Source organism: Acidobacteriota bacterium (assembly GCA_019347945.1).
GTDB lineage: Bacteria > Acidobacteriota > Thermoanaerobaculia > Gp7-AA8 > JAHWKK01 > JAHWKK01.
The window spans coordinates 1-19,013 of sequence record JAHWKK010000026.1 but is presented as its reverse complement, the minus strand read 5'-3'; the positions used below and the strand labels follow the sequence as shown (position 1 = coordinate 19,013).

Annotated in this window: 17 protein-coding genes and 1 pseudogene; 17 read left to right on the top strand and 1 reads right to left on the bottom strand. The window is 58.2% G+C overall.

Features of this window, described 5'->3' with window-relative positions; all coding sequences use genetic code 11:
- Window positions 1-248: 248 nt before the first annotated feature.
- From KY459_14175 to KY459_14125, 11 genes are all read left to right on the top strand, one after another.
- Complete coding sequence (locus tag KY459_14175; protein ID MBW3565855.1) at window positions 249-1,571, top strand: UDP-glucose/GDP-mannose dehydrogenase family protein; 1,323 nt, start codon at window positions 249-251, stop codon at window positions 1,569-1,571.
- Window positions 1,571-2,536 carry an SDR family oxidoreductase gene (locus tag KY459_14170; protein MBW3565854.1) on the top strand — a complete coding sequence of 322 codons (966 nt, stop codon included), beginning with the start codon at window positions 1,571-1,573 and terminating at the stop codon, window positions 2,534-2,536. Before KY459_14175 ends, KY459_14170 begins: the two co-directional genes overlap by 1 nt.
- A complete protein-coding gene (locus KY459_14165) occupies window positions 2,533-3,036 on the top strand; it encodes a hypothetical protein (GenBank protein MBW3565853.1) in 504 nt (167 codons plus the stop codon). Before KY459_14170 ends, KY459_14165 begins: the two co-directional genes overlap by 4 nt.
- A gap of 646 nt (window positions 3,037-3,682) precedes the next feature.
- The gene (locus KY459_14160) at window positions 3,683-4,252 is read left to right on the top strand and encodes a hypothetical protein (protein MBW3565852.1); all 570 of its coding nucleotides are present in this window, start codon (window positions 3,683-3,685) and stop codon (window positions 4,250-4,252) included.
- Window positions 4,253-4,300: 48 nt separating this feature from the next.
- Window positions 4,301-4,735 carry an acyl-CoA thioesterase gene (locus tag KY459_14155; protein ID MBW3565851.1) on the top strand — a complete coding sequence of 145 codons (435 nt, stop codon included), beginning with the start codon at window positions 4,301-4,303 and terminating at the stop codon, window positions 4,733-4,735.
- Window positions 4,732-5,889 (top strand): molybdopterin-synthase adenylyltransferase MoeB, encoded by a 1,158-nt coding sequence (moeB, locus tag KY459_14150; GenBank protein MBW3565850.1) that lies wholly within the window; start codon window positions 4,732-4,734, stop codon window positions 5,887-5,889. The genes KY459_14155 and moeB overlap by 4 nt, the downstream gene beginning before the upstream one ends.
- Before the next feature lie 288 nt (window positions 5,890-6,177).
- Complete coding sequence (gene rfbB, locus KY459_14145; GenBank protein MBW3565849.1) at window positions 6,178-7,224, top strand: dTDP-glucose 4,6-dehydratase; 1,047 nt, start codon at window positions 6,178-6,180, stop codon at window positions 7,222-7,224.
- A 93-nt stretch (window positions 7,225-7,317) separates the two neighbouring features.
- Window positions 7,318-7,650, top strand: a complete 333-nt coding sequence (locus KY459_14140; protein ID MBW3565848.1) for a MarR family EPS-associated transcriptional regulator — start codon at window positions 7,318-7,320, stop codon at window positions 7,648-7,650.
- Window positions 7,650-8,192, top strand: a complete 543-nt coding sequence (locus KY459_14135) for a KOW motif-containing protein (GenBank protein MBW3565847.1) — start codon at window positions 7,650-7,652, stop codon at window positions 8,190-8,192. Before KY459_14140 ends, KY459_14135 begins: the two co-directional genes overlap by 1 nt.
- Window positions 8,193-8,405: 213 nt before the next feature.
- Window positions 8,406-9,779, top strand: coding sequence for an O-antigen ligase family protein (locus KY459_14130; GenBank protein ID MBW3565846.1), 1,374 nt, complete (start codon window positions 8,406-8,408; stop codon window positions 9,777-9,779).
- The gene (locus KY459_14125) at window positions 9,751-10,281 is read left to right on the top strand and encodes a hypothetical protein (GenBank protein MBW3565845.1); all 531 of its coding nucleotides are present in this window, start codon (window positions 9,751-9,753) and stop codon (window positions 10,279-10,281) included. The genes KY459_14130 and KY459_14125 overlap by 29 nt, the downstream gene beginning before the upstream one ends.
- On the opposite strand, the gene KY459_14120 is transcribed toward KY459_14125, so the two are convergent.
- Window positions 10,268-11,194: an NAD-dependent epimerase/dehydratase family protein gene (locus KY459_14120; protein ID MBW3565844.1), complete on the bottom strand. Its 927-nt coding sequence runs from the start codon at window positions 11,192-11,194 to the stop codon at window positions 10,268-10,270. The two genes, KY459_14125 and KY459_14120, sit on opposite strands and share 14 nt — an antisense overlap.
- A 607-nt stretch (window positions 11,195-11,801) precedes the next feature.
- Here KY459_14120 and pseB point away from each other — a divergent pair.
- From pseB to KY459_14090, 6 genes and pseudogenes are all read left to right on the top strand, one after another.
- On the top strand, window positions 11,802-12,821 hold the full coding sequence (pseB, locus tag KY459_14115) for a UDP-N-acetylglucosamine 4,6-dehydratase (inverting) (protein ID MBW3565843.1): 1,020 nt from the start codon (window positions 11,802-11,804) through the stop codon (window positions 12,819-12,821).
- An 11-nt stretch (window positions 12,822-12,832) separates the two neighbouring features.
- Window positions 12,833-14,017 carry a UDP-4-amino-4,6-dideoxy-N-acetyl-beta-L-altrosamine transaminase gene (pseC, locus tag KY459_14110; protein MBW3565842.1) on the top strand — a complete coding sequence of 395 codons (1,185 nt, stop codon included), beginning with the start codon at window positions 12,833-12,835 and terminating at the stop codon, window positions 14,015-14,017.
- Window positions 14,018-14,029: 12 nt separating this feature from the next.
- Window positions 14,030-14,713 carry a PIG-L family deacetylase gene (locus tag KY459_14105; protein ID MBW3565841.1) on the top strand — a complete coding sequence of 228 codons (684 nt, stop codon included), beginning with the start codon at window positions 14,030-14,032 and terminating at the stop codon, window positions 14,711-14,713.
- Window positions 14,647-16,770 (top strand): UDP-2,4-diacetamido-2,4,6-trideoxy-beta-L-altropyranose hydrolase, encoded by a 2,124-nt coding sequence (gene pseG, locus KY459_14100; GenBank protein ID MBW3565840.1) that lies wholly within the window; start codon window positions 14,647-14,649, stop codon window positions 16,768-16,770. The genes KY459_14105 and pseG overlap by 67 nt, the downstream gene beginning before the upstream one ends.
- A 51-nt stretch (window positions 16,771-16,821) precedes the next feature.
- The gene (locus KY459_14095; protein ID MBW3565839.1) at window positions 16,822-17,877 is read left to right on the top strand and encodes an N-acetylneuraminate synthase family protein; all 1,056 of its coding nucleotides are present in this window, start codon (window positions 16,822-16,824) and stop codon (window positions 17,875-17,877) included.
- Window positions 17,859-18,924, top strand: a pseudogene (locus KY459_14090) (ATP-grasp domain-containing protein). The gene KY459_14095 and the pseudogene KY459_14090 overlap by 19 nt, the downstream one beginning before the upstream one ends.
- The last annotated feature ends 89 nt before the right edge of the window (window positions 18,925-19,013 follow it).

Here is a 19,013-nt window from a genome sequence, read left to right as displayed (position 1 = left end):
CCGGGGACTGACGTCAGCGCAAACATCGAGCCCCGGAGGGGCGACAGAATCGAATGCGACTGATTGATCTCCCCAGGTTCGATCGATGGATGAAGCCGACAGAGCCGCCAAAGGCGGCGTCAGGGATTAGCCCCCGGCTTCAGCCGGGGGAAAGAAACGCGGCGCCTCTCTGTGTTAAGCCCGCTTCAGCGGGCGACAGGATCAAACGCGGGAATGCTGAGCACCTTCAACCCGATTGAGACCTGCCGATGAAAATCGGTGTCGTTGGTACTGGCTACGTCGGTCTCGTCACGGGCGCTTGCCTCGCGGATTTCGGCAACGAGGTCGTCTGCGTCGACGTCGACGAGGCGAAGATCGAGGGCCTTCGCAAGGGGGTCATACCCATCTACGAGCCTGGTCTCGATCATCTCGTCGAGCGGAACGCCTCGGAGGGACGGCTGAAATTCACGACCGAGATCGAGCCGACCGTTAGGGAGAGCCGCGCGATCTTCATCGCCGTCGGAACGCCGCCGGGAGAAGACGGTTCCGCCGATCTCCGGTATGTGAGGCAGGTCGCCGAATCGATCGCCGAGCATGTCGACGGACCGACCCTCGTGATCACGAAATCGACGGTACCGATCGGGACGGGCAGGATCCTCGAGGAGATTTTCGCCGAGCGGGGCGTCAGCGATCAGATCTCGGTCCTGTCGAACCCGGAGTTTCTCCGCGAAGGATCGGCGATCGATGACTTCATGAAGCCGGATCGCGTGGTGATCGGAGCTTCCGACGAGGAGGCGATCGCACTCATGAAGCAGATCTATGCCCCGCTCCACTCGCTGGAATTCCCCTTCGTGGTCACAAACGTCGAGTCCGCCGAGATGATCAAGTACGCATCGAACGGCTTCCTCGCGACCAAGATCTCGTTCATCAACGAGATCGCGGCGCTCTGCGAGAAGTCGGGTGCCGACGTTCAGGACGTTGCCCGGGGGATGGGGCTCGACACCCGGATCGGCTCGAAGTTTCTCCAAGCGGGGCCAGGGTTCGGCGGCTCCTGTTTCCCGAAGGACGTTTCAGCGATCGTGCAGATCGCAAGGGAGCGATCCGCACCGCTCCGAATCCTGGAAGCGGTGGTCGAAGTAAACCAGGCCGTCAAGGAGCGGATGGTGGAGAAGGTCATGGAATCGGTCGGCGACGTCAAAGGGAAGACGATCGCCATCCTTGGGCTCGCATTCAAGCCGGAGACCGACGACATGCGCGAGAGTCCGGCGATCCCGCTGATCCAGGGTCTGCAGAAGAGGGGAGCCCGAATCCGGGCATACGACCCGGAGGCGATCGAGGCCGCCCGGTCTCTGCTCGATGACGTGGAGTTCGTCGACGACCCCTACAACGCTGCCGATGGAGCCGAGGCCCTCGTGATCGCGACCGAGTGGAACGAGTTCCGAGCTCTCGACCTCGCCCGGATCGCGCGTCTTCTGAAAGCACCGGTTCTCGTGGATCTCCGGAACATTTATGATCCTGAGCGGATGAAGCAGGCGGGAATCGAGTATCACTCGGTCGGGAGAGCGGGGACGTTTCGCCGGAGGCGAAGCTGATGGCGCGCCGGATCGTCATCACCGGAGGCGCCGGATTTCTGGGCTCGCATCTCTGCGAGCGGTTCCTCGCCGATGGCTTCGAAGTCCTCTGTCTCGACAACCTCATCACCGGTTCGCTCGACAACATCGCCCCGTTTCGAGCGAACCCGGCGTTCCAGTTCGTTCATCACGACGTCACCAATTACATCGACGTCGAAGGGGCGGTCGAATACGTGCTCCATTTCGCCTCGCCCGCGAGCCCGATCGACTATCTGGAGATGCCGATCCAGACGCTGAAGGTGGGTTCGCTCGGGACGCACAAAGCGGTGGGTCTAGCGAAGGAGAAGAACGCACGATTTCTTCTGGCATCGACCTCGGAGGTCTATGGCGATCCTCTCGAGCATCCGCAGAAGGAAACCTACTGGGGCAACGTCAATCCGATCGGCCCCCGCGGTGTCTATGACGAAGCGAAGCGGTTCGCCGAGTCGATGACGATGGCCTACTACCGGTTCCATGGGGTGGAGACGCGGATCGTCCGGATCTTCAACACCTATGGCGAGCGGATGAGGATGCGCGACGGCCGGGTCGTTCCGGCGTTCGCCTCTCAGGCGCTGCGGGGCGAACCGCTGACGGTGTTCGGGGACGGCTCGCAGACCCGCTCCTTCTGCTACGTGAGCGACCTCATCGAAGGGATCGTCCGCCTTCTGTTCTCGGACGAAACCGATCCGGTGAACATCGGGAATCCTGCCGAGCTCACCGTGGAGGACTTTGCCAGGAAGATCATCGAGCTCACCGGCTCGAGCTCCGAGATCGTCTACAAGCCGCTTCCCGTCGACGACCCGAAGATACGGCGGCCGGACATCACGAAGGCGACTCGGATCCTCGGCTGGGAGCCGAAAGTCACGCTCGAAGATGGTCTGGCGCGGACCCTCGTATGGTTCCGGGAAAAGGTTTCGGGCAACGGAAACGAGGGAGGATCAGAGTGAACAGATCGGTTGAAGGCGCCGCGATGCAGTGGGTTCATCCGGAGACCACGGTTCGGCGTTACGAATTACGGGTCGCCGGCGAGCCTGCGGGACTTCTCGAGTGGGGGGAGGAGGGGTCGAGAGCCCGGGGTGCATACGGGGAGGAGACGTTCCTCTTCCAAAGGTTCGGGTTTCTCGATCCGCACGTCGTGGTCCGGGATGGAGAGGGGAAACAGGTGGCGCGATTCGACCCGGCTGGCGGGACTGGTGGTGTGCTGACGCTCATCATCGGCCGGCATTTCCGCTGGTACAGCAATTCGTGGAGAGCGGAGTGGGGATGGCTCGACGTCGGTGAGAACGACGCGATCCGGTTCCGGCGCAGCTTCGATGTGGAGGAAAAGCGCGAGGGCTCGGTCGAGATCGTCAATGACGCCGCGACCCACGGACAGACCCCGCTTCTCGTGATGCTCGGCTGGTATCTCATCATCATGTCCTCGGAGCCCGTAGCGACCGAGTGGTGATGTAACCGGGGGTGTCGCCCGCTGAAGCGGGCTCGACACCATTTTGGAGCACGCCCCTGTCCCCCGGCTGAAGCCGGGGGCTAAGATCTTTCGCCCGCTGGCGCGGGCTGTACCGGAGCTGGATATCACGCGAGCCTTAGCGCTTCTTCGAATATTCGGCGCTCTGTCGCCCCTCCGGGGCTCGATGTGCGCATGACGTCAGTCCCGGGGCTGCGGCCCGTCGCCTGCGGCGCCGGCCTTGCCCCGCGCTACTCTCTGACCGCCCCTGCCGGGGCGGATCGATCTTATGTCGCGCCTGCCGGGGCAGATCGATCCTTTTGTATTGAGCAGACAGGATCGCGAGCGCGTATCCAGCGCCGGAGGCGCGACAGAAAGTAGCGCGGGGTGGAGCGGCGAAGCCGCGAAACCCCGGGTCCAAAGACGTAACAGATTCGAGCCCCGGAGGGGCGACAGATTCGCCCTCCCACCCTTCGGCGAACCCAACTGAAAAAGCCGCCAAAGGCGGCGTCAGAGATTAGCCCCCGGCTTCAGCCGGGGGACAGAAACGCGGGTGCTCCTCTGTGTGAAGCCCGCTTCAGCGGGCGACAGAATCGAAAGACCCCGCATCTCCGAGAATGACCGCTCCCGCCCCCTCGTTGACTCCGTCATGAAGCGATCCCGACCCCTCTTGTTCGCATTGCTTCTCACGCTCGCGATCCCCCTGGGTGCCTCCGACGTCAAAGTCGCCGGCGAGAGCTTCATCCCCGAGGGTCTGATCCTCGGAGAGGCCGACCCGAAAAACCGGACCTTCGGAGAGGGAGAACTTTCGGACGGCTGTACGTGGGAGCTGAACGCCGAAACGCGGATCGGCCGCCATCGCGTCGAGCGCGAAAAGCCGGAGGAGGATTGCTTCAGGTATTACTACGTGACCACCGCGCGACTCGTGAAAAAGTGCCCCGCCCCCGCCGTTCCTGAGACCGGGGAGTCGGAGCGGATCACCACGACCGGCCCACACTGTCCCGCCGCGAACGGGACCGTCGAAGAGGCGAAATCGCTCGCGACTCCGGTGAGCGAGGGACGAATTCCGGATGGACGCTTCCAGACGATCGTCCGGCATCCCGACGGAACCCGCTTCACCATCCGTTACGATCTGTCGAGTGTCGAGGTCGCCATCGTCTACCCGGACGGAACCGCCGACGTTCTCGGCCAGATAGCGAAGAAACCCCCTGAGGAGTGAGCCTTTCCCCGGCCTCGTGGCCGGGTTCGCTCCGCTACAATCCTGCTCATGGCTCGTTACGCAATCGAAGAATACGTCCGATGGGAAGACATCGACGCCGCCGGAATCATCAACTATCAGGCTTATCTCCGGTTCTTCGGACTCGCCGAGGCCGAAATGCTCCGCTCGTGCGGCCTGAGCTACGCGGAGCTCGTCGAGGAGATCGGCATCTGGCTCCCCCGTGCTCGCGTCGTCTGCGAGTTCTATGTCCCGGTCCGGCTCGATGAGCTGCTTGTGGTCCACAGCTGGTTCGGCCACGTCGGGAAGAGCTCGATTCACATCGATTTCGAGGTGACCGCAAAGCGGGATCCGAAGACGGTCGTTGCCCGTGGCAAGTATGTGCTCGTCGCGGTGAAGCAGGGAGCATTCACCTCGACTCCAGTGCCCGATGCCGTCAGAGAGAAGATCGCGCCGTACGTCGAGGAGGGGGAAGGGCTCGAATGAACGACGCCGGGCTGACGCACGAGGAGATCGCCCGGTATGCCCGGCATCTCGTATTGCCGGAGGTCGGACTCGAGGGGCAGCGGAAGCTGAAGAACGCTCGTGTTCTCTGCGTCGGAACGGGAGGCCTCGGTTCACCGGCGCTGCTTTATCTCGCCGCCGCAGGCGTCGGAACGATCGGCATCGTCGATTTCGACCGCGTCGACGCGAGCAATCTGCAGCGGCAGATCGTCCATGGGACCGGCGGGATCGGCACCTCGAAGGTGGAGAGCGCGGCCGGGCGGCTCGCCGAGCTCAATCCCCACGTCGTGATCAATCGCCACGATGTCCTTCTCGAATCGGCGAACGCGATGGAGATCTTCGCGGACTACGATCTGGTGCTGGACGGAACAGACAACTTTCCGGCGCGCTATCTAGTCAACGATTGCGCCTTTCTCACCGGCATTCCCGATATCTACGGGAGCATTCATCGGTTCGAGGGGCAGGTCAGCGTTTTTCATTCTCCCGGAACCGGCTGCTACCGATGCCTCCATCTGGAGCCTCCGCCTCCGGGGTCGGTGCCCGACTGCGAGGAGGCCGGCGTTCTCGGTGTGATTCCTGGGCTGATTGGAACGATTCAGGCACTCGAAGCGATCAAGTGGATCCTGAAGCTGGGCGAAACTCTGGCGGGCCGGCTGCTGATCGTCGACGGCCGCTCAATGACGACCCGGCAGATCCTGCTGCGACGCGACCCCGGCTGTCCGCTCTGTGGCGACGCTCCCACGATTCTGGAGCCGATCGACTACGATGCCTTTTGCGGAACGCAGCGGGAGCCGTCTCCCGAAGGTGAGGAAAAGATGACCGATTCTATCGATGTACGCGGGCTGAAAGAGAGGATGGAGAGGGAGGACGAGAGCTTCGTACTGGTCGACGTCCGCGAGCCGCACGAGCGGGAGATCAGCCGCATCCCCGACGCCGTCCCAATCCCTCTCGGAGAGCTTCGCGACCGTGTCGGCGAGCTGGACAGCTCGAAGGAGATCATCGTTCATTGCCGAAGCGGCAAACGGAGCGCGATGGCGGCGAACTTTCTCCGGAACCAGGGATTCCGCGCGACCAACCTCGAAGGGGGCGTTCTCGCCTGGTCCGACGAGATCGATCCGAGCCAGCCGAAGTATTGATGAAGAGTGAAGAGTGAAGAGTGAAGAGTGAAAGAACACAGCGTTGTGAATCGTCACCTCCATTCTGCGCTCGTCATCCTGGGCCCAGCGAAGCGCCGACCGGGGGGTCGTGAATCACCGTCCCACGCACTCCGCAATGCGATTTCGTCAACCGTCCACCGGCCACCGGCGGCACACCTGCAACCGGCACCTGCAACCAGCAACCGCTTTTCTTTCACTCTTCACTCCTCACTCTTCACTCTTCATTCATGAAATATTCTCTCCCCGAATGACGTACCTCAACCCAGCATGAAATATCTCGTCACCGGCGGCGCCGGGTTCATCGGATCCAACTTCATCCGCTACCTCTTCGAAAAGTATGGAGAGGACACGAACGTCGTGAATCTCGACAAGCTCACCTACGCGGGCAACCGCGAGAATCTCTCCGACTACGAGGGGGAGGCGAACTACCGCTTTCTCGAGGGCGACATCGCCGACGGAAGCGCGGTCAGCGAGGCGTATCGTGGAATCGACGATGCCGGCATCGATGTGGTCGTAAACTTTGCTGCCGAGACGCACGTCGACCGTTCGCTGGTTGATGCGGCGTCGTTCATCGACACCGACGTCAAGGGCGTGCTGGTGCTTCTCGAAGAGGCGAAGCGGCGGGGCAGGCTGAAGCGATTCGTGCAGATTTCGACCGATGAAGTGTACGGCTCAATCGATGAGGGGTCCTTTTCAGAGGATGATCTGCTCAACGCCCGGAACCCCTACGCGGCGTCGAAGGCGGGCGGCGACCGGATGGCGCACGCCTACGCCGAGACCTTCGAGATGCCGGTGATCATCACCCGAGCCTCGAACAACTTCGGGCCGTACCAGTATCCGGAAAAGCTCATTCCGCTCTTCGTGACGAACGCGATTGACGATCAGCCGCTGCCGCTCTACGGCGATGGAAAGAACGTTCGGGACTGGTTGTATGTACGCGACCACTGTGCGGCGATCGACTTTCTGATCGAGCACGGCTCGAACGGAGAGGTCTACAACGTCGGCGGCGGCAACGAGATGGAGAACCGCTCGATCACCGGGCGGGTGCTCGAGCTCCTCGGTAAGCCGGAGAGTCTGATCCGGCAGGTGCCGGATAGGATCGGTCACGATCGCCGCTACTCGGTCGACACCAACAAGCTCCGCTCGCTCGGATTCGACCAGTGGACCCCGTTCGATGAAGCGCTCGAGTCGACCGTGCGATGGTACGAGCAGAATCAGAACTGGTGGCGAGCCATCCGGGAGAAGAGCACCGACTTCAAGGCGTGGTATGCGAAACAGTACGCGAGTCTGTCGGACACCGCCGTCAAACGATGAGCCGGGAGGCTCATCATTCGACTTGTCGTCTTCTGAACGATACCCCTTGACTTATCTGCCGGCTCCGCTATCATTTGTTCAACATTTGAACACATGAACGCGGAAATCAGATATCGGATCCTCAAGGCGGTCGAAGATGACCCCGAGATCACGCAGCGCGAGCTGGCTTCGCGACTCGGCGTGAGCGTCGGAAAGGCCAATTACTGTCTCGCCGCGCTGATCCGGAAGGGTTTCGTCAAAGCAAAAAACTTCAAGAACAGCAGCCGGAAACGCCAGTACGTCTACAAGCTGACGCCGCAGGGCGTGGCAGAACGCACTCGCGTCACGATCGCTTTCCTGAGAGTGAAGTCGGCGGAGTTCGACGAGATCCGGGCCGAGATCGACCGTCTCGAGGCGCGACTGGCCGCGCAGGAAGTGAAAGCCTGATGCCGATTCTGGAGCGCGAGCCGGACTGCTGGCCGGAAAACATTTTCGAGATGCCCACCGAGGAGATGCCGTGGCAGGTGGTCTACGTTCGCAGTCGCCAGGAGAAGAACCTGGCGCGCCTGCTTCGCGGCCGCGCCCCGGTCTACCTTCCGCAGTGGGAGAACCGTAACCGGCGCTCTGCGCGTGGCTCCGCCTGGCTCCCTGTCTTTCCTGGTTATGTATTCTTCCGCGGTCATCGCGAGGAGAAGCTCGCCGCGCAGCAGTCGAATCTTCTCGTCGCGTTCCTGCCGATCGAGGATCAGGATCGCCTGCAGAAGGAGCTGAGTCAGCTGCACGCCCTCAAGGAGCAGGGGGGCTACCTACGTCCCTGGCCGGAGCCGGTCGTTGGAGACGAGGTGACCATATCGGAAGGAGCGTTTGCCGGTTACCGTGGCGTCGTGAAAAAGATCAACGGCGGACGGCGAATGATCATCTCGGTGACGGCTCTGAATCAGGCCGTTTCGGTTGACCTCGACCGGGAAGCGGTGAGGCCGAAGAAGTAAAAAAGTGTCGACGTTGTCGCATTCTCATTGACGTAGCTTGAGCGCGATCCTCCATCGTGAGGCCGAAAACTGACCCCGCCCCGTCGGTGCCCGAATGCACCGAAGGGGGCGGAGCCCGCCCGGCGGTCAGCGACGAGAAGGCAGCGAGAAGTCCGCAGATCCTCAGTAATAGTGACAGGAAGAAGATCGAGCTCGCACACAGGACGTTGGGCGTTGGTGAGACAAGAAGAAGGAAAGATGAAAGGCAAAATGCCGCAGCCAGCTATCATGGAGCTGGTGGACGGCCGGGCCGGAAAGTGCCCTCACAAGAGCTTCGGCATTCTTCTTGGCCTGACATTAGTCGTACTGCCGATCATCGTCGATCCTGGAGCGTGGGATTCTTTTCGATTTCCTAAGACCCTGTGGGTTCGAGCGATAGCGATATCGATAGTCTGTGTTGCAGGACTTTGCTGGATTTCATCATTTTCGAGGGAACAATTTCATCTCAGCTGGCGGGCGCTGGACTCCCTTGGCCGGAGCAGTCTGCTCGTGGGCATTTGGCTGCTGGTTGCTGCCCTTGCGTCTCCCGATCCCTGGGGCGCCAGGTGGGCAGTGGCAAATGCGTACGCAGGGTTGGTTCTTTTTTTTGCGGCTCGAACGTACGGGCGTGTTAACTCCGCTCCAGGAATCCTCCAGTGGATGGTGGTGCCAGTGCTTCTGAATCTACTGGCTCTCGTCAGCCAGCGCACCGGAACGTGGTTCGTCGTCCTGACTGAAGAGACGTGGCAGCGGGCGGATCCCGTAGACCAGCGTCTTTTGTCCGCGGCGGGTTTGATGGGAAATCGCAACGACCTCGGAATGTACTTCGTACTCGCTCTCGCGACGGGACTTTTTCTGATCTCTCGGGCGAAAAAAAGAACGGGCGGGATCACTGTTGCTGCCGCCGCTGTGGGGCTGCTGCTCACAACGACGATCACGGCAATCATCGCAGCCGGAGTTTTAGTCCTGCTGTGGCTCCTAATGAGTTACCGGCCCGTGCGGGGAAATGCGAAGCAACGACTGATGGGGATTGCCGCCGCAACAGTGTTGGCCATTTTCCTGGCGCTGATACCAGCATGGCCGAGGCTGGCGAATTACCACTCGTTTGTGCAGTCGGGGCAGATGGACACAGCGACGGGAGGCCGTCTCGGTGTTTCTTCTACTGCCCTCATGATGGGAGCTGAGAATCCTGTTACCGGAGTAGGGCCCGGGCGCTTTGAGGAGGAATACCTGGAATTCGCCTTGAAACAACGACTCTCGGGGCAAACAACTGAGCCGAGAGTGCCGTTGTACTTCGACATGGTACATAATGACTTCCTGGAGATTTTCGCAGAAACGGGAACGATAGGCCTGTTGACGAGCCTGCTCTTCGTTGGCATCTACTGTAGTCGCCTTCGACCTGTGGGTGCCACAGCAGGATCTCTTCTCGGGCTCAGCCAGTTAGCTGCAATGGTCATATGTGCGCTTCTCCTGTTTCCGTTGCAGATCGCCGGTACCTACGGAATCCTCGCCATAACATCTGGTTTGGCTCTCGGAGACCATGAAGCGTCTACTGGACATCATCGCTAGCATCGCCATAGTATTCGTCGCCGCTGCCCTCGTGTACAGTCTGGTTATACAGCCTGCTTTGGCGAATCGGGCCCTGAGGGTCGCGATGGAATCGACAGATGCACAGACCCTCATGCCGTCCCGTGCCCGAGGAAATATCGAAATACTCTCCGGTGGCCCATGGGATTCTTACTTTGAGGGTAAGCGGAGGCTGTACCTGGCCAGAAATCTGAGAGCTGTCGGAGCGGAGGATGCGGCGGTGGCCGCTTACCGTCGGTCTCTGGCTTACGCCCCTGACATGGAAGTACTTCTGGAACTGGGAACATATGAGCTCCAGGTAGGCCGTCAGGAAGAGGGCGAGATCCACCTGGCGATTGCCATTGCTTATTCGTACGGTCTTCGCGCAGCGATTCCTTACGGCCCACTGCGTGAGAGAGCTGAGCAAAGGGCGGCCGAATGGTCAAGAGAGGCGCTTTCCCAGCCGGGAGAGCAACCGGGCTTTCTGGAGGCTATGAACTGGTAGTCTCTTTGTACCATTGTGCGGTGCTCTGAAGTACATCATGTCTGTTGAAGCGCGGACTCCACGAGAGGTCAGTTTGTACTTTTTGGATGTTGACGCATAGATTTCCGATGAGGCGATCAGCGTGGAACCGCAGCCCGAGGATTCTGAGAGTATTGCGTAGAATGCCGGCGTTAATTGGCAGTAACAACGGCTTTTTCCCGAGGGCAAAGGCCATCTCACGAATCAATTCTGGAGTAGAAAGGTCGTCCCCGTCCGAAACCAGATATGTTTGATCATCTCCGCCGGTAATGCAACGCACTAGTACATCTACGAGATTATCTACGGAAATCAGGCTACGCTGGTTGCTTACGGACTGGAATGGGAGCGGAAGTCCTCTGTCGATCAGTTTCAACAAGCTCAGCAGATTCCCTTTTACCCCGGGGCCGTAGACCACTGGAGAACGAATGATCGTGTAGGACGTGGAACTGCCTCTGCAGAGCTTGGTTATCCTCTCCTCAGCGTCTTTCTTGGCCTTCCCGTAGATGCCGTCTGGCTTCGGAGTGTCGGATTCCCGCAGGCAGTTCTCGCGTGAGACCCTGGCCTGCGCCTTCACAGAGCTCAGGAAGATGACCTTTTCCACACCCTGCCTGACAGCTTCACGAACGATGAATTCCGTAGCCTCTACGTTAATGCTTCGAACTTCCGATTCGGTGGTGTCAGCCGCGTGAGCTTTGGCAGCGAGATGAAAAAGGATGTCGGTGCCTCTGAGATGACGATCCCACGGCGCGTTCCTCAGATCATCGATCTGATGCCAATCAGCAATCGGCGAAGGCTTCGATCGACCGATCGCACGCGTGTGATGGCCGGCGGCGGTGAGGACCCTCATCAGATGTTGTCCGACGAAACCGGAATAGCCTGTGACGGCGACATTCATCGTGGCGGTCCGGCCGCCTGTGTCGGAGACGGCGAATTACTCGCGACTGTCCCAACGCGGCCCTCTCGCAGCAGCCCGAACCACCGTCTGGTCATCTCATGCCGTCTCACGGTCTCAGGTATCTCACTACGATTGATTTGGATGGTGAAATGCGGCATGGCTTTCCGCTGCCGACTGCAGTGATTCACCAGGTATGGGCATAGAGACTTGTGAAGTCAGGAACGGCTTGCTGCAGTCGGAACGATTGGCCTCGCCCCGACTGCGTTCGTGTACAGTCTAGCACGAGCTCCGCGCTGTCGCTGGTTTATCGAAATGAGGATTGGTCGCGAAATAGCGGAGCCTGCAGTACTGTTCGATGCTGACGTGTCAAATAGGCCTTTTCCTCGGTCATTTTCTCTGCTGCCCGCTGGTGGTCGTGTGAGATGTTTCTCGGACAACTTCTGCCTGAGCCGTTCCAGCTGAACGGTTGAATTTCCGATGGAATCACGGTCAAAAGATGTTGGTGGCTTCTTGATTTAAAAATTTGTGACTGCAGTGTTTTGTGGCAGTTCGTAAAATTGTTGGCGTTAAGGTGACCGAGTTCCTTCTTCGGTGGAGATTACGAGCTATGTTAAATGACAAAACGATCCTGATTACCGGCGGGACTGGTTCCTTCGGCCAGAAACTGACTGAAACAGTTTTGAGGCAGTTTACACCGCATAGGCTTATTATTTTCAGTCGTGATGAGCTGAAGCAGTTCGAGATGCGTCAGCGTTTCAGCGAGAAGGATTTTCCCTGCATTAGGTACTTTCTGGGTGACGTGCGGGATCGTGACCGTCTATATCGCGCATTCGACGGGGTCGACGTGGTTGTTCATGCCGCGGCGTTGAAGCAGGTGCCGGCAGCCGAATACAATCCGCTCGAGGCGGTAAAGACGAATGTAATAGGCGCTGCAAACACCATCGACGCTGCCATTGACAAGAACGTGAAACAGGTCATCGCGCTTAGTACGGACAAGGCAGCTAACCCGGTGAATCTTTATGGAGCTACGAAGCTATGCTCCGATAAGTTATTCGTGGCTGCGAATCATTACTCCGGTTACCACGACACCAGATTCAGCGTCGTGAGATACGGCAACGTCGTCGGAAGCCGCGGCAGCGTAATCCCATTCTTCTGCCAGCAGCGCAAGACTGGTGTTCTTCCTATCACAGACAAGCGTATGACTCGGTTCTGGATCACCCTTCAACGGGGTGTCGCGTTCGTACTGGAATCTCTTGAGCGAATGGAAGGTGGAGAGATTTTCGTACCGAAGATACCGAGCATGAATATTATGGATCTTGCGGAAGCGATCGCTCCGGAATGTCGACATGAGCATGTGGGGATTCGGCCAGGAGAGAAGCTTCATGAAGTCATGGTATCGGAGGACGACGCGAGGCATACGTACGAGTACGACAGCTACTACGCGATACTACCTGTAGTCCAGGAGTGGGAGAGCAGAGGTTACGGCGAAAAGAACGGCGGGCGCCCCTGTCCCGATGGCTTCTGCTACAGTAGCGATACCAATACTGAATGGTTGTCAATCTCGGACCTGCAGAAGCTTGCCGAGGAGTATTCAGGGGACGATTCAGTAGAGAGCTTCTCGTCATGACGCCGGCGAAGATGCTACCCTATGGCCGCCAAACTATCGGCGACGGCGATATTGAGGCCGTGGTGAAGGTGTTGCGTTCAGATTGGCTGACGACCGGCCCTATGGTGAGCGAGTTCGAGCAGAAGTTCGCTCAATCAACGGGGGCCGGGCAAGCGGTGGCTGTTTCCAGCGGAACTGCAGCGCTTCATTTGGCAATGCTCGCTGCCGGCGTGGGTGCGGGCGACGAAGTGATTGTTCCCGCGCTTACCTTCGTCGCAAGCGCCAACTGCGTACGCTATGTCGGTGGAGACGTGGTATTTGCTGACGTACGCTCGGACACGCTCACTATTGATGTGGAGGACGTTGCCCGGAAGATTAGCGGCCGGACACGTGCGATCGTAGTCGTGGATTACGCTGGGCAGCCAGCGGATTTGGACGAAATCCTGAGTCTCGCGAGGCAGTATGACCTCATAATTGTCGAAGACGCGGCTCACTCTGTTGGTGCTGAGTATCGCGGCCGACCAGTCGGTTCGATTGCCGATATGACAACCTTCAGTTTTCATCCAGTGAAGCAGATGACCACCGGCGAAGGAGGAATGGTCACGACGAATGATCTGCGACTTGATTCGAAGCTTCGGTTGTTCCGAAACCACGGGATCACGACCGATCACCGTCAACGCGAGGAGCAGGGCTCGTTTTTTTATGAAATGATCGAGCTTGGATTCAATTACCGGATCACAGACTTCCAGTGCGCCTTGGGGCTGGCTCAAATGGAACGGCTGCCGGAATGGCTAACCCGCCGACGGGAGATCGCCGCGAGATATACGTCGGCGTTCAGCGAAAGCCCTCATTTAAAGCCTCTGACAATGCTTCATGACCGTGAGAGTGCCTGGCATCTGTACGTAGTTCAACTCCAGCTCGACACTCTGAGCGTGGACAGGTCTGCAATATTTTCTCGCCTCCGCGAGGCTGGCCTCGGCGTAAATGTCCACTACATTCCTGTATATTGGCATCCGTACTATGAGAAGCTTTGTAATCAGCAGGTCTACTGTCCAGTCACAGAAGACTCGTACCACAAGCTTCTCACTTTGCCACTATTCCCGACTATGAAAGATGAGGAGGTCCAAAGGGTCATCGACACCGTCGAAGACGTACTGTCGCAGAGCTCGATCGGAACAGGAGATGGTCGAAGCATCAATTCAATCGAGGTTCGGTGATCCATGGGATTGATAGCAGGAAGTGTGCTAGTTGTAGCCGCACATCCCGACGATGACATTCTGGGTTGTGGAGGGGCCATGGCGAAGTACGTGGATAGCGGTATGGAGGTCCGAGTTTCCTTTCTTGCCGATGGAGTCAGCGCGCGGGCTGACGATGGCGTACTAATGGAGGACGAGCGACAGGCCAGGCACGAGGCCGCTGAGGCCGCATGCGCCATCCTGGGCACTGAACGGCCGACGTTCAGCGACTTACCTGACAACCAACTGGATCGAGTTCCACTCCTTCAAGTGACCAAGATCATTGAGCGGCTGATCAAAGAGCACGAGCCTGAGACGGTATTGACCCACCATGCCGGAGATCTTAATATCGATCACAGGGTCGTCCATCAGGCGGTAGTCACGGCATGTAGGCCTCAGTCGGACCATCCGGTGAAGACGCTGCTCTTCTTCGAAGTACCGTCGAGTACGGAGTGGCAGACAGCCGGGACGGCGCCTCCCTTTCTGCCGAACTGGTTCGAAGATATCTCGAGTACTCTTGAGAGGAAGCTGCGCGCGCTTCAGGAGTATGGGGCCGAGTTGCGCGAGTGGCCCCATCCCCGCTCATTGCAGGCCGTTGAGATGCTCGCCCGATGGCGCGGAGCAACGGTCGGAGTAGAGGCGGCGGAAGCTCTGATGCTGGGAAGGCTCAAGGCGTGAGGATAGGTTTTCGGGTCGATGCATCTATCGGGATGGGAACTGGACACCTCGTACGCTGCCGCACACTGGCGCAGCAGCTGCGACGGCGGGGTGCCGAGGTGCAGTTCATCTGTCGTGCACACCCGGGAGCGCTTCCGGAACTCGTAGCCCGCGACGGCATCCCGGTGACGTTGCTGCCTCCACCGAGCTCTCGAAGCGATGTGGGTGACGACTATGCAGATTGGCTTGGTGTGTCGCAGCAGCAGGACGCGACAGAGACTATCGCTGCCATAGGACGGCAAAAGCTCGATTGGCTGGTCGTGGACCATTACGGGATCGATTCCGAATGGGAAAATGCCGTACGGTCGAGTGCGAACAGGATCATGGCGATCGACGATTTGGCTAACCGGCAGCACACATCCGACATTCTTTTAGATCAAAACTATTCAGCGGATGGCTCCGCACGTTACGCAGATCTCGTTTCCTCAGAATGCAGGCTGTTTCTGGGGCCTCGCTACGCCTTGCTGCAGTCACAGTATTCGGCATGCCGCTTTTCGGCTCAGCATCGACAAGAAGAGGTTCGCCGCGTACTTGTGTATTTCGGAGGGTCCGACATCGCAGATTTCACAGCAATGGCGTTGAATGCCCTTGACAGTGAAGAATTCAGGCATCTTGACGTCGATGTCGTGGTAGGTGCGAATTATGCCTTTTTCGATCAGACTCGGCGACTCATTGCACGGAGACCAAACGTTCGACTTCATGGGCCACGTCCGCATCTCGCAGATTTAATGGCGACCGCTGATATTGCGATTGGAGCTGGCGGAGCCACGACTTGGGAGCGGATGTGCCTCGGCGTGCCTTCTATAGTTATCAGTCTGGCCGAGAACCAAGAGCGATCTTGTGAAGCGCTAGCAACCGACGGGCTCATCGAGTACCTAGGGTCCGCAGAGAGCGTGACTGATACGAGTCTGGCGGAGAGTCTCAGGAGGATGTGCGGAAATCCTGAGGGTCGGGAGAAGCAGAGTGAACGATCCCGACTACTCGTGGACGGCCTGGGAACGATGCGCATGGCAGAAGCCCTTTTCCCCAGTTCGGTTGTTGACTTGCGAATACGTCCGGCAGTGGAAAGGGAGGAGCATAAGACGCAATTGTTTTGCTCCGACGTTTCGACGTTCGAGCTGGAGGCCGGAAATCTCGCAGTTGGTCAGATTTCGTTCACTCAAAAGACCGGGAATGAAGAGGTAGAGGTAGATTGCGCAATCGATGCGCTGGTTCAAGAGCAAAGCTGGTCCGATCGCTTGCTGGAGCTAGGGATTCGAGCCTTCAATGCGCGGCAGCCTATCGTTCTGGATCCTGAGACAAAGGATGGCCTTATTCAGGCGGCTCCGCCCTTTTTGCGGTCACTTTCTGTATGGAACCAGAAGTCTGAGCGGCAGTTTTCCATAGTCATACTTTCCGACAACAATAGTTGGATCAACAAAATGTTGCCACGCCTGATCCGTTCATGGATCGATGAAGGACATCGGGTTCTGTGGGTCCATGATGTTCAGAGGGTGCGGAGTGCAGATGTCTGCTTCTGTTTGAGCTTTAGCCAGATTGTTCCCATCGGTGTGCGGGATCTCTTTTCCCACACCCTGGTCGTTCATGAGAGTGATCTCCCCCACGGTAAGGGATGGTCGCCCCTGACGTGGAGTATTCTGGAGGGCAGGGATAAGGTCGCCGTCACATTGATCGAGGCTGCCGATAAGGTCGATAGCGGCGTCATATATGCGCAGCGGTGGATCGATTTCGAAGGACATGAGCTTGTGCACGAGCTTCGTGAAGTTCAGGCTGCCGCTACCTTTGAATTGTGCAAGACGTTTCTCAATGATTACCCCTCTATTGTTCGTAATGCGTGCGAACAAAGTGGCGAAGAGAGTTTTTATCCGCGGCGTCGCCCACGGGACAGCAGGTTGCACGCGGATCAAACTTTGCAGCAGCAATTTAGTCTCCTGCGTGTGGTGGACAACGAGCGATATCCGGCCTTCTTCGAACTGAACGGATTCAGATATACGCTAAGGATCAACAAGATTGAATAGCTTCACCCGCCAGTTCTGGTTCGGCGGGATGAATATTGGTGGGAGGAGATCTTGTCTTTGAAAACGCTGGAAATCGCCGGACGACAAATTGGTCCTGGTAATCCTTGTTACGTGATCGCCGAGGCGGGCTCGAATCACAATGGAAGTCTCGATACGGCGAAAGAGTTGGTCGATCGAGCCGTAGAGGCCAGAGCTGATGCTATCAAGTTTCAGGCTTTCAAGGCATCGCAGCATTACTCGAAGTTCACCCCGAACTTCACATATCTCGAGGAGGCGGGCTCTGATCAGACAACTTTTGATCTGATTCGATCGCTTGAGATAGATCGGGAATGGCATCCAGAACTGGTTGAGTACTGCAGGCAGAAGGGAATTACCTTCCTCTCTTCTCCTTGCGACAAGGACGCCGTCGATCAGTTGGCGGGACTCGGGATGCCCGCCTTTAAAGTGGCCTCGTTCGATCTTCCAGATCTAGGTTTGATTCGCAGTATAGCTCGGTACGGAAGGCCGATCATCATGTCTACTGGCCTGGCGGATTTCGTCGATATCCAATCAGCCGTTCGCGCTGCGGCAGAGGAAGGTAACGATCAGGTGATTCTTCTGCAGTGCACCTCGCTATACCCGGCTCCACCGGAGTTATCGAATCTGCGTGCAATGGACACTATGAAGCGCGCTTTTGGCGGTCCGGTGGGTTACTCCGATCATACCGAGGGAGATCATATTTGCTTGGCGGCTGTAGCACTTGGCGCCAGTATAGTCGAGAAGCACTTTACGCTCGACAGACGAATGGTTGGCCCCGATCACTCTTTTGCAATTGAGCCACAGGATCTGGAACTCATGATCCGTCGCATCAGAGACGTTGAGTCCTCATTTGGGGACGGGATGAAGGATGGGCCGCGCCCGGCAGAACAGGAAATGTTCGAGAAGGGACGACGAAGTATTCATACGACGCGAGATCTTAGGGCGGGGGAGGTCATCACGCATGATGCACTCTGCGTAAAGCGCCCGGGTTATGGCATCGCCCCACGTTTCATCGATTCTATTGTTGGATTGACTCTAAAGAAAGATCTTCCGGCTGATCACTGGGTGAGATGGGACGCCCTAAAGTGAGTAGCGAGAGAGTCTCCGGTACGGTTTTCGTGACAGGAGCTGGTGGGGTGGCGGTTCCGGGGCTGATTGAGCATATACGAGCGCAGGGGTTTCGAGTTATCGCAGGAGATATGGACGAGTTGGCACCCGGTCTTTACTTCGCGGATCGAGGGTTTGTTCTTCCCGCCGGTACGGCAAGCGATTTCCGTGCTCGTGTTTTCGAGATATGTCAGCGGGAGAAGGTGGACGTGCTAATTCCTTTGGTGGATGAAGAGCTGATCACGGCTAGATCACTTGACGATGGAAATTTGCAAGTAATGATGCCAGACACGGCTTTCGTAGAGGTCGCATTGGATAAACTCGAGCTGATGCATCGTCTTTCCAGCGCAGGGATCCCTTGCCCAGCAACTCGGCTGGCAAGTGATACGCTCGTCGACGTGCAATACCCGGCGTTCGTGAAGCCGCGCCGCGGTCGCGGAAGTCGAGGTATCGCGACCGCTGAGGACGCCAGTACGCTCGACCGAATCCTCGAATCCAGTGACTATGAGCCTGATCAGTTACTCGTGCAGGACTATATTGACGGAACGGAGTTCACCGTCTCGGTAGTGGTGTGGCGGGACGGAGAGGTTCAGGCGGTCGTGCCGAAGGAGATCATTAGAAAGAAGGGAATCACTCAGCTTGCCGTCACTCGCCATCATGAAGGTATCAGGGAGTTGTGCCACCGGATACAGAAGGAATTGCGAGCTGACGGGCCATTCAACGTGCAGTTGAAGATCGACGTGAAAACGAAGAGTCCCATGGTTTTCGAGATCAACCCCCGATTTTCCACCACAGCCTCTCTGACGATCGCTGCAGGAATTGATGAAATCGGTGGTCTTGTGCGCCAGGCGATTTGGGGCCGGGGGTCGTGGCAGTTTGGGGACTGGCGCGAGGGAGTAGTTCTGAGCCGTCGTAATCTGGACGTATTCGTGGACGAGGAGGAGTTCAACTATCGGCGTACATCCCTGCGGGGGTCGATATGATTCTTGTGACTGGAGAGAGCGGGCTTCTGGGCAGCGCTCTCGTTGAACGCCTTACTGCGGACGGAGGTTGCGTTGCGACTGCTTCGCGGGGAGGGGAGGGGCCGCGTCACGGGTGTGCCAGTGTGCGTGGAGCGG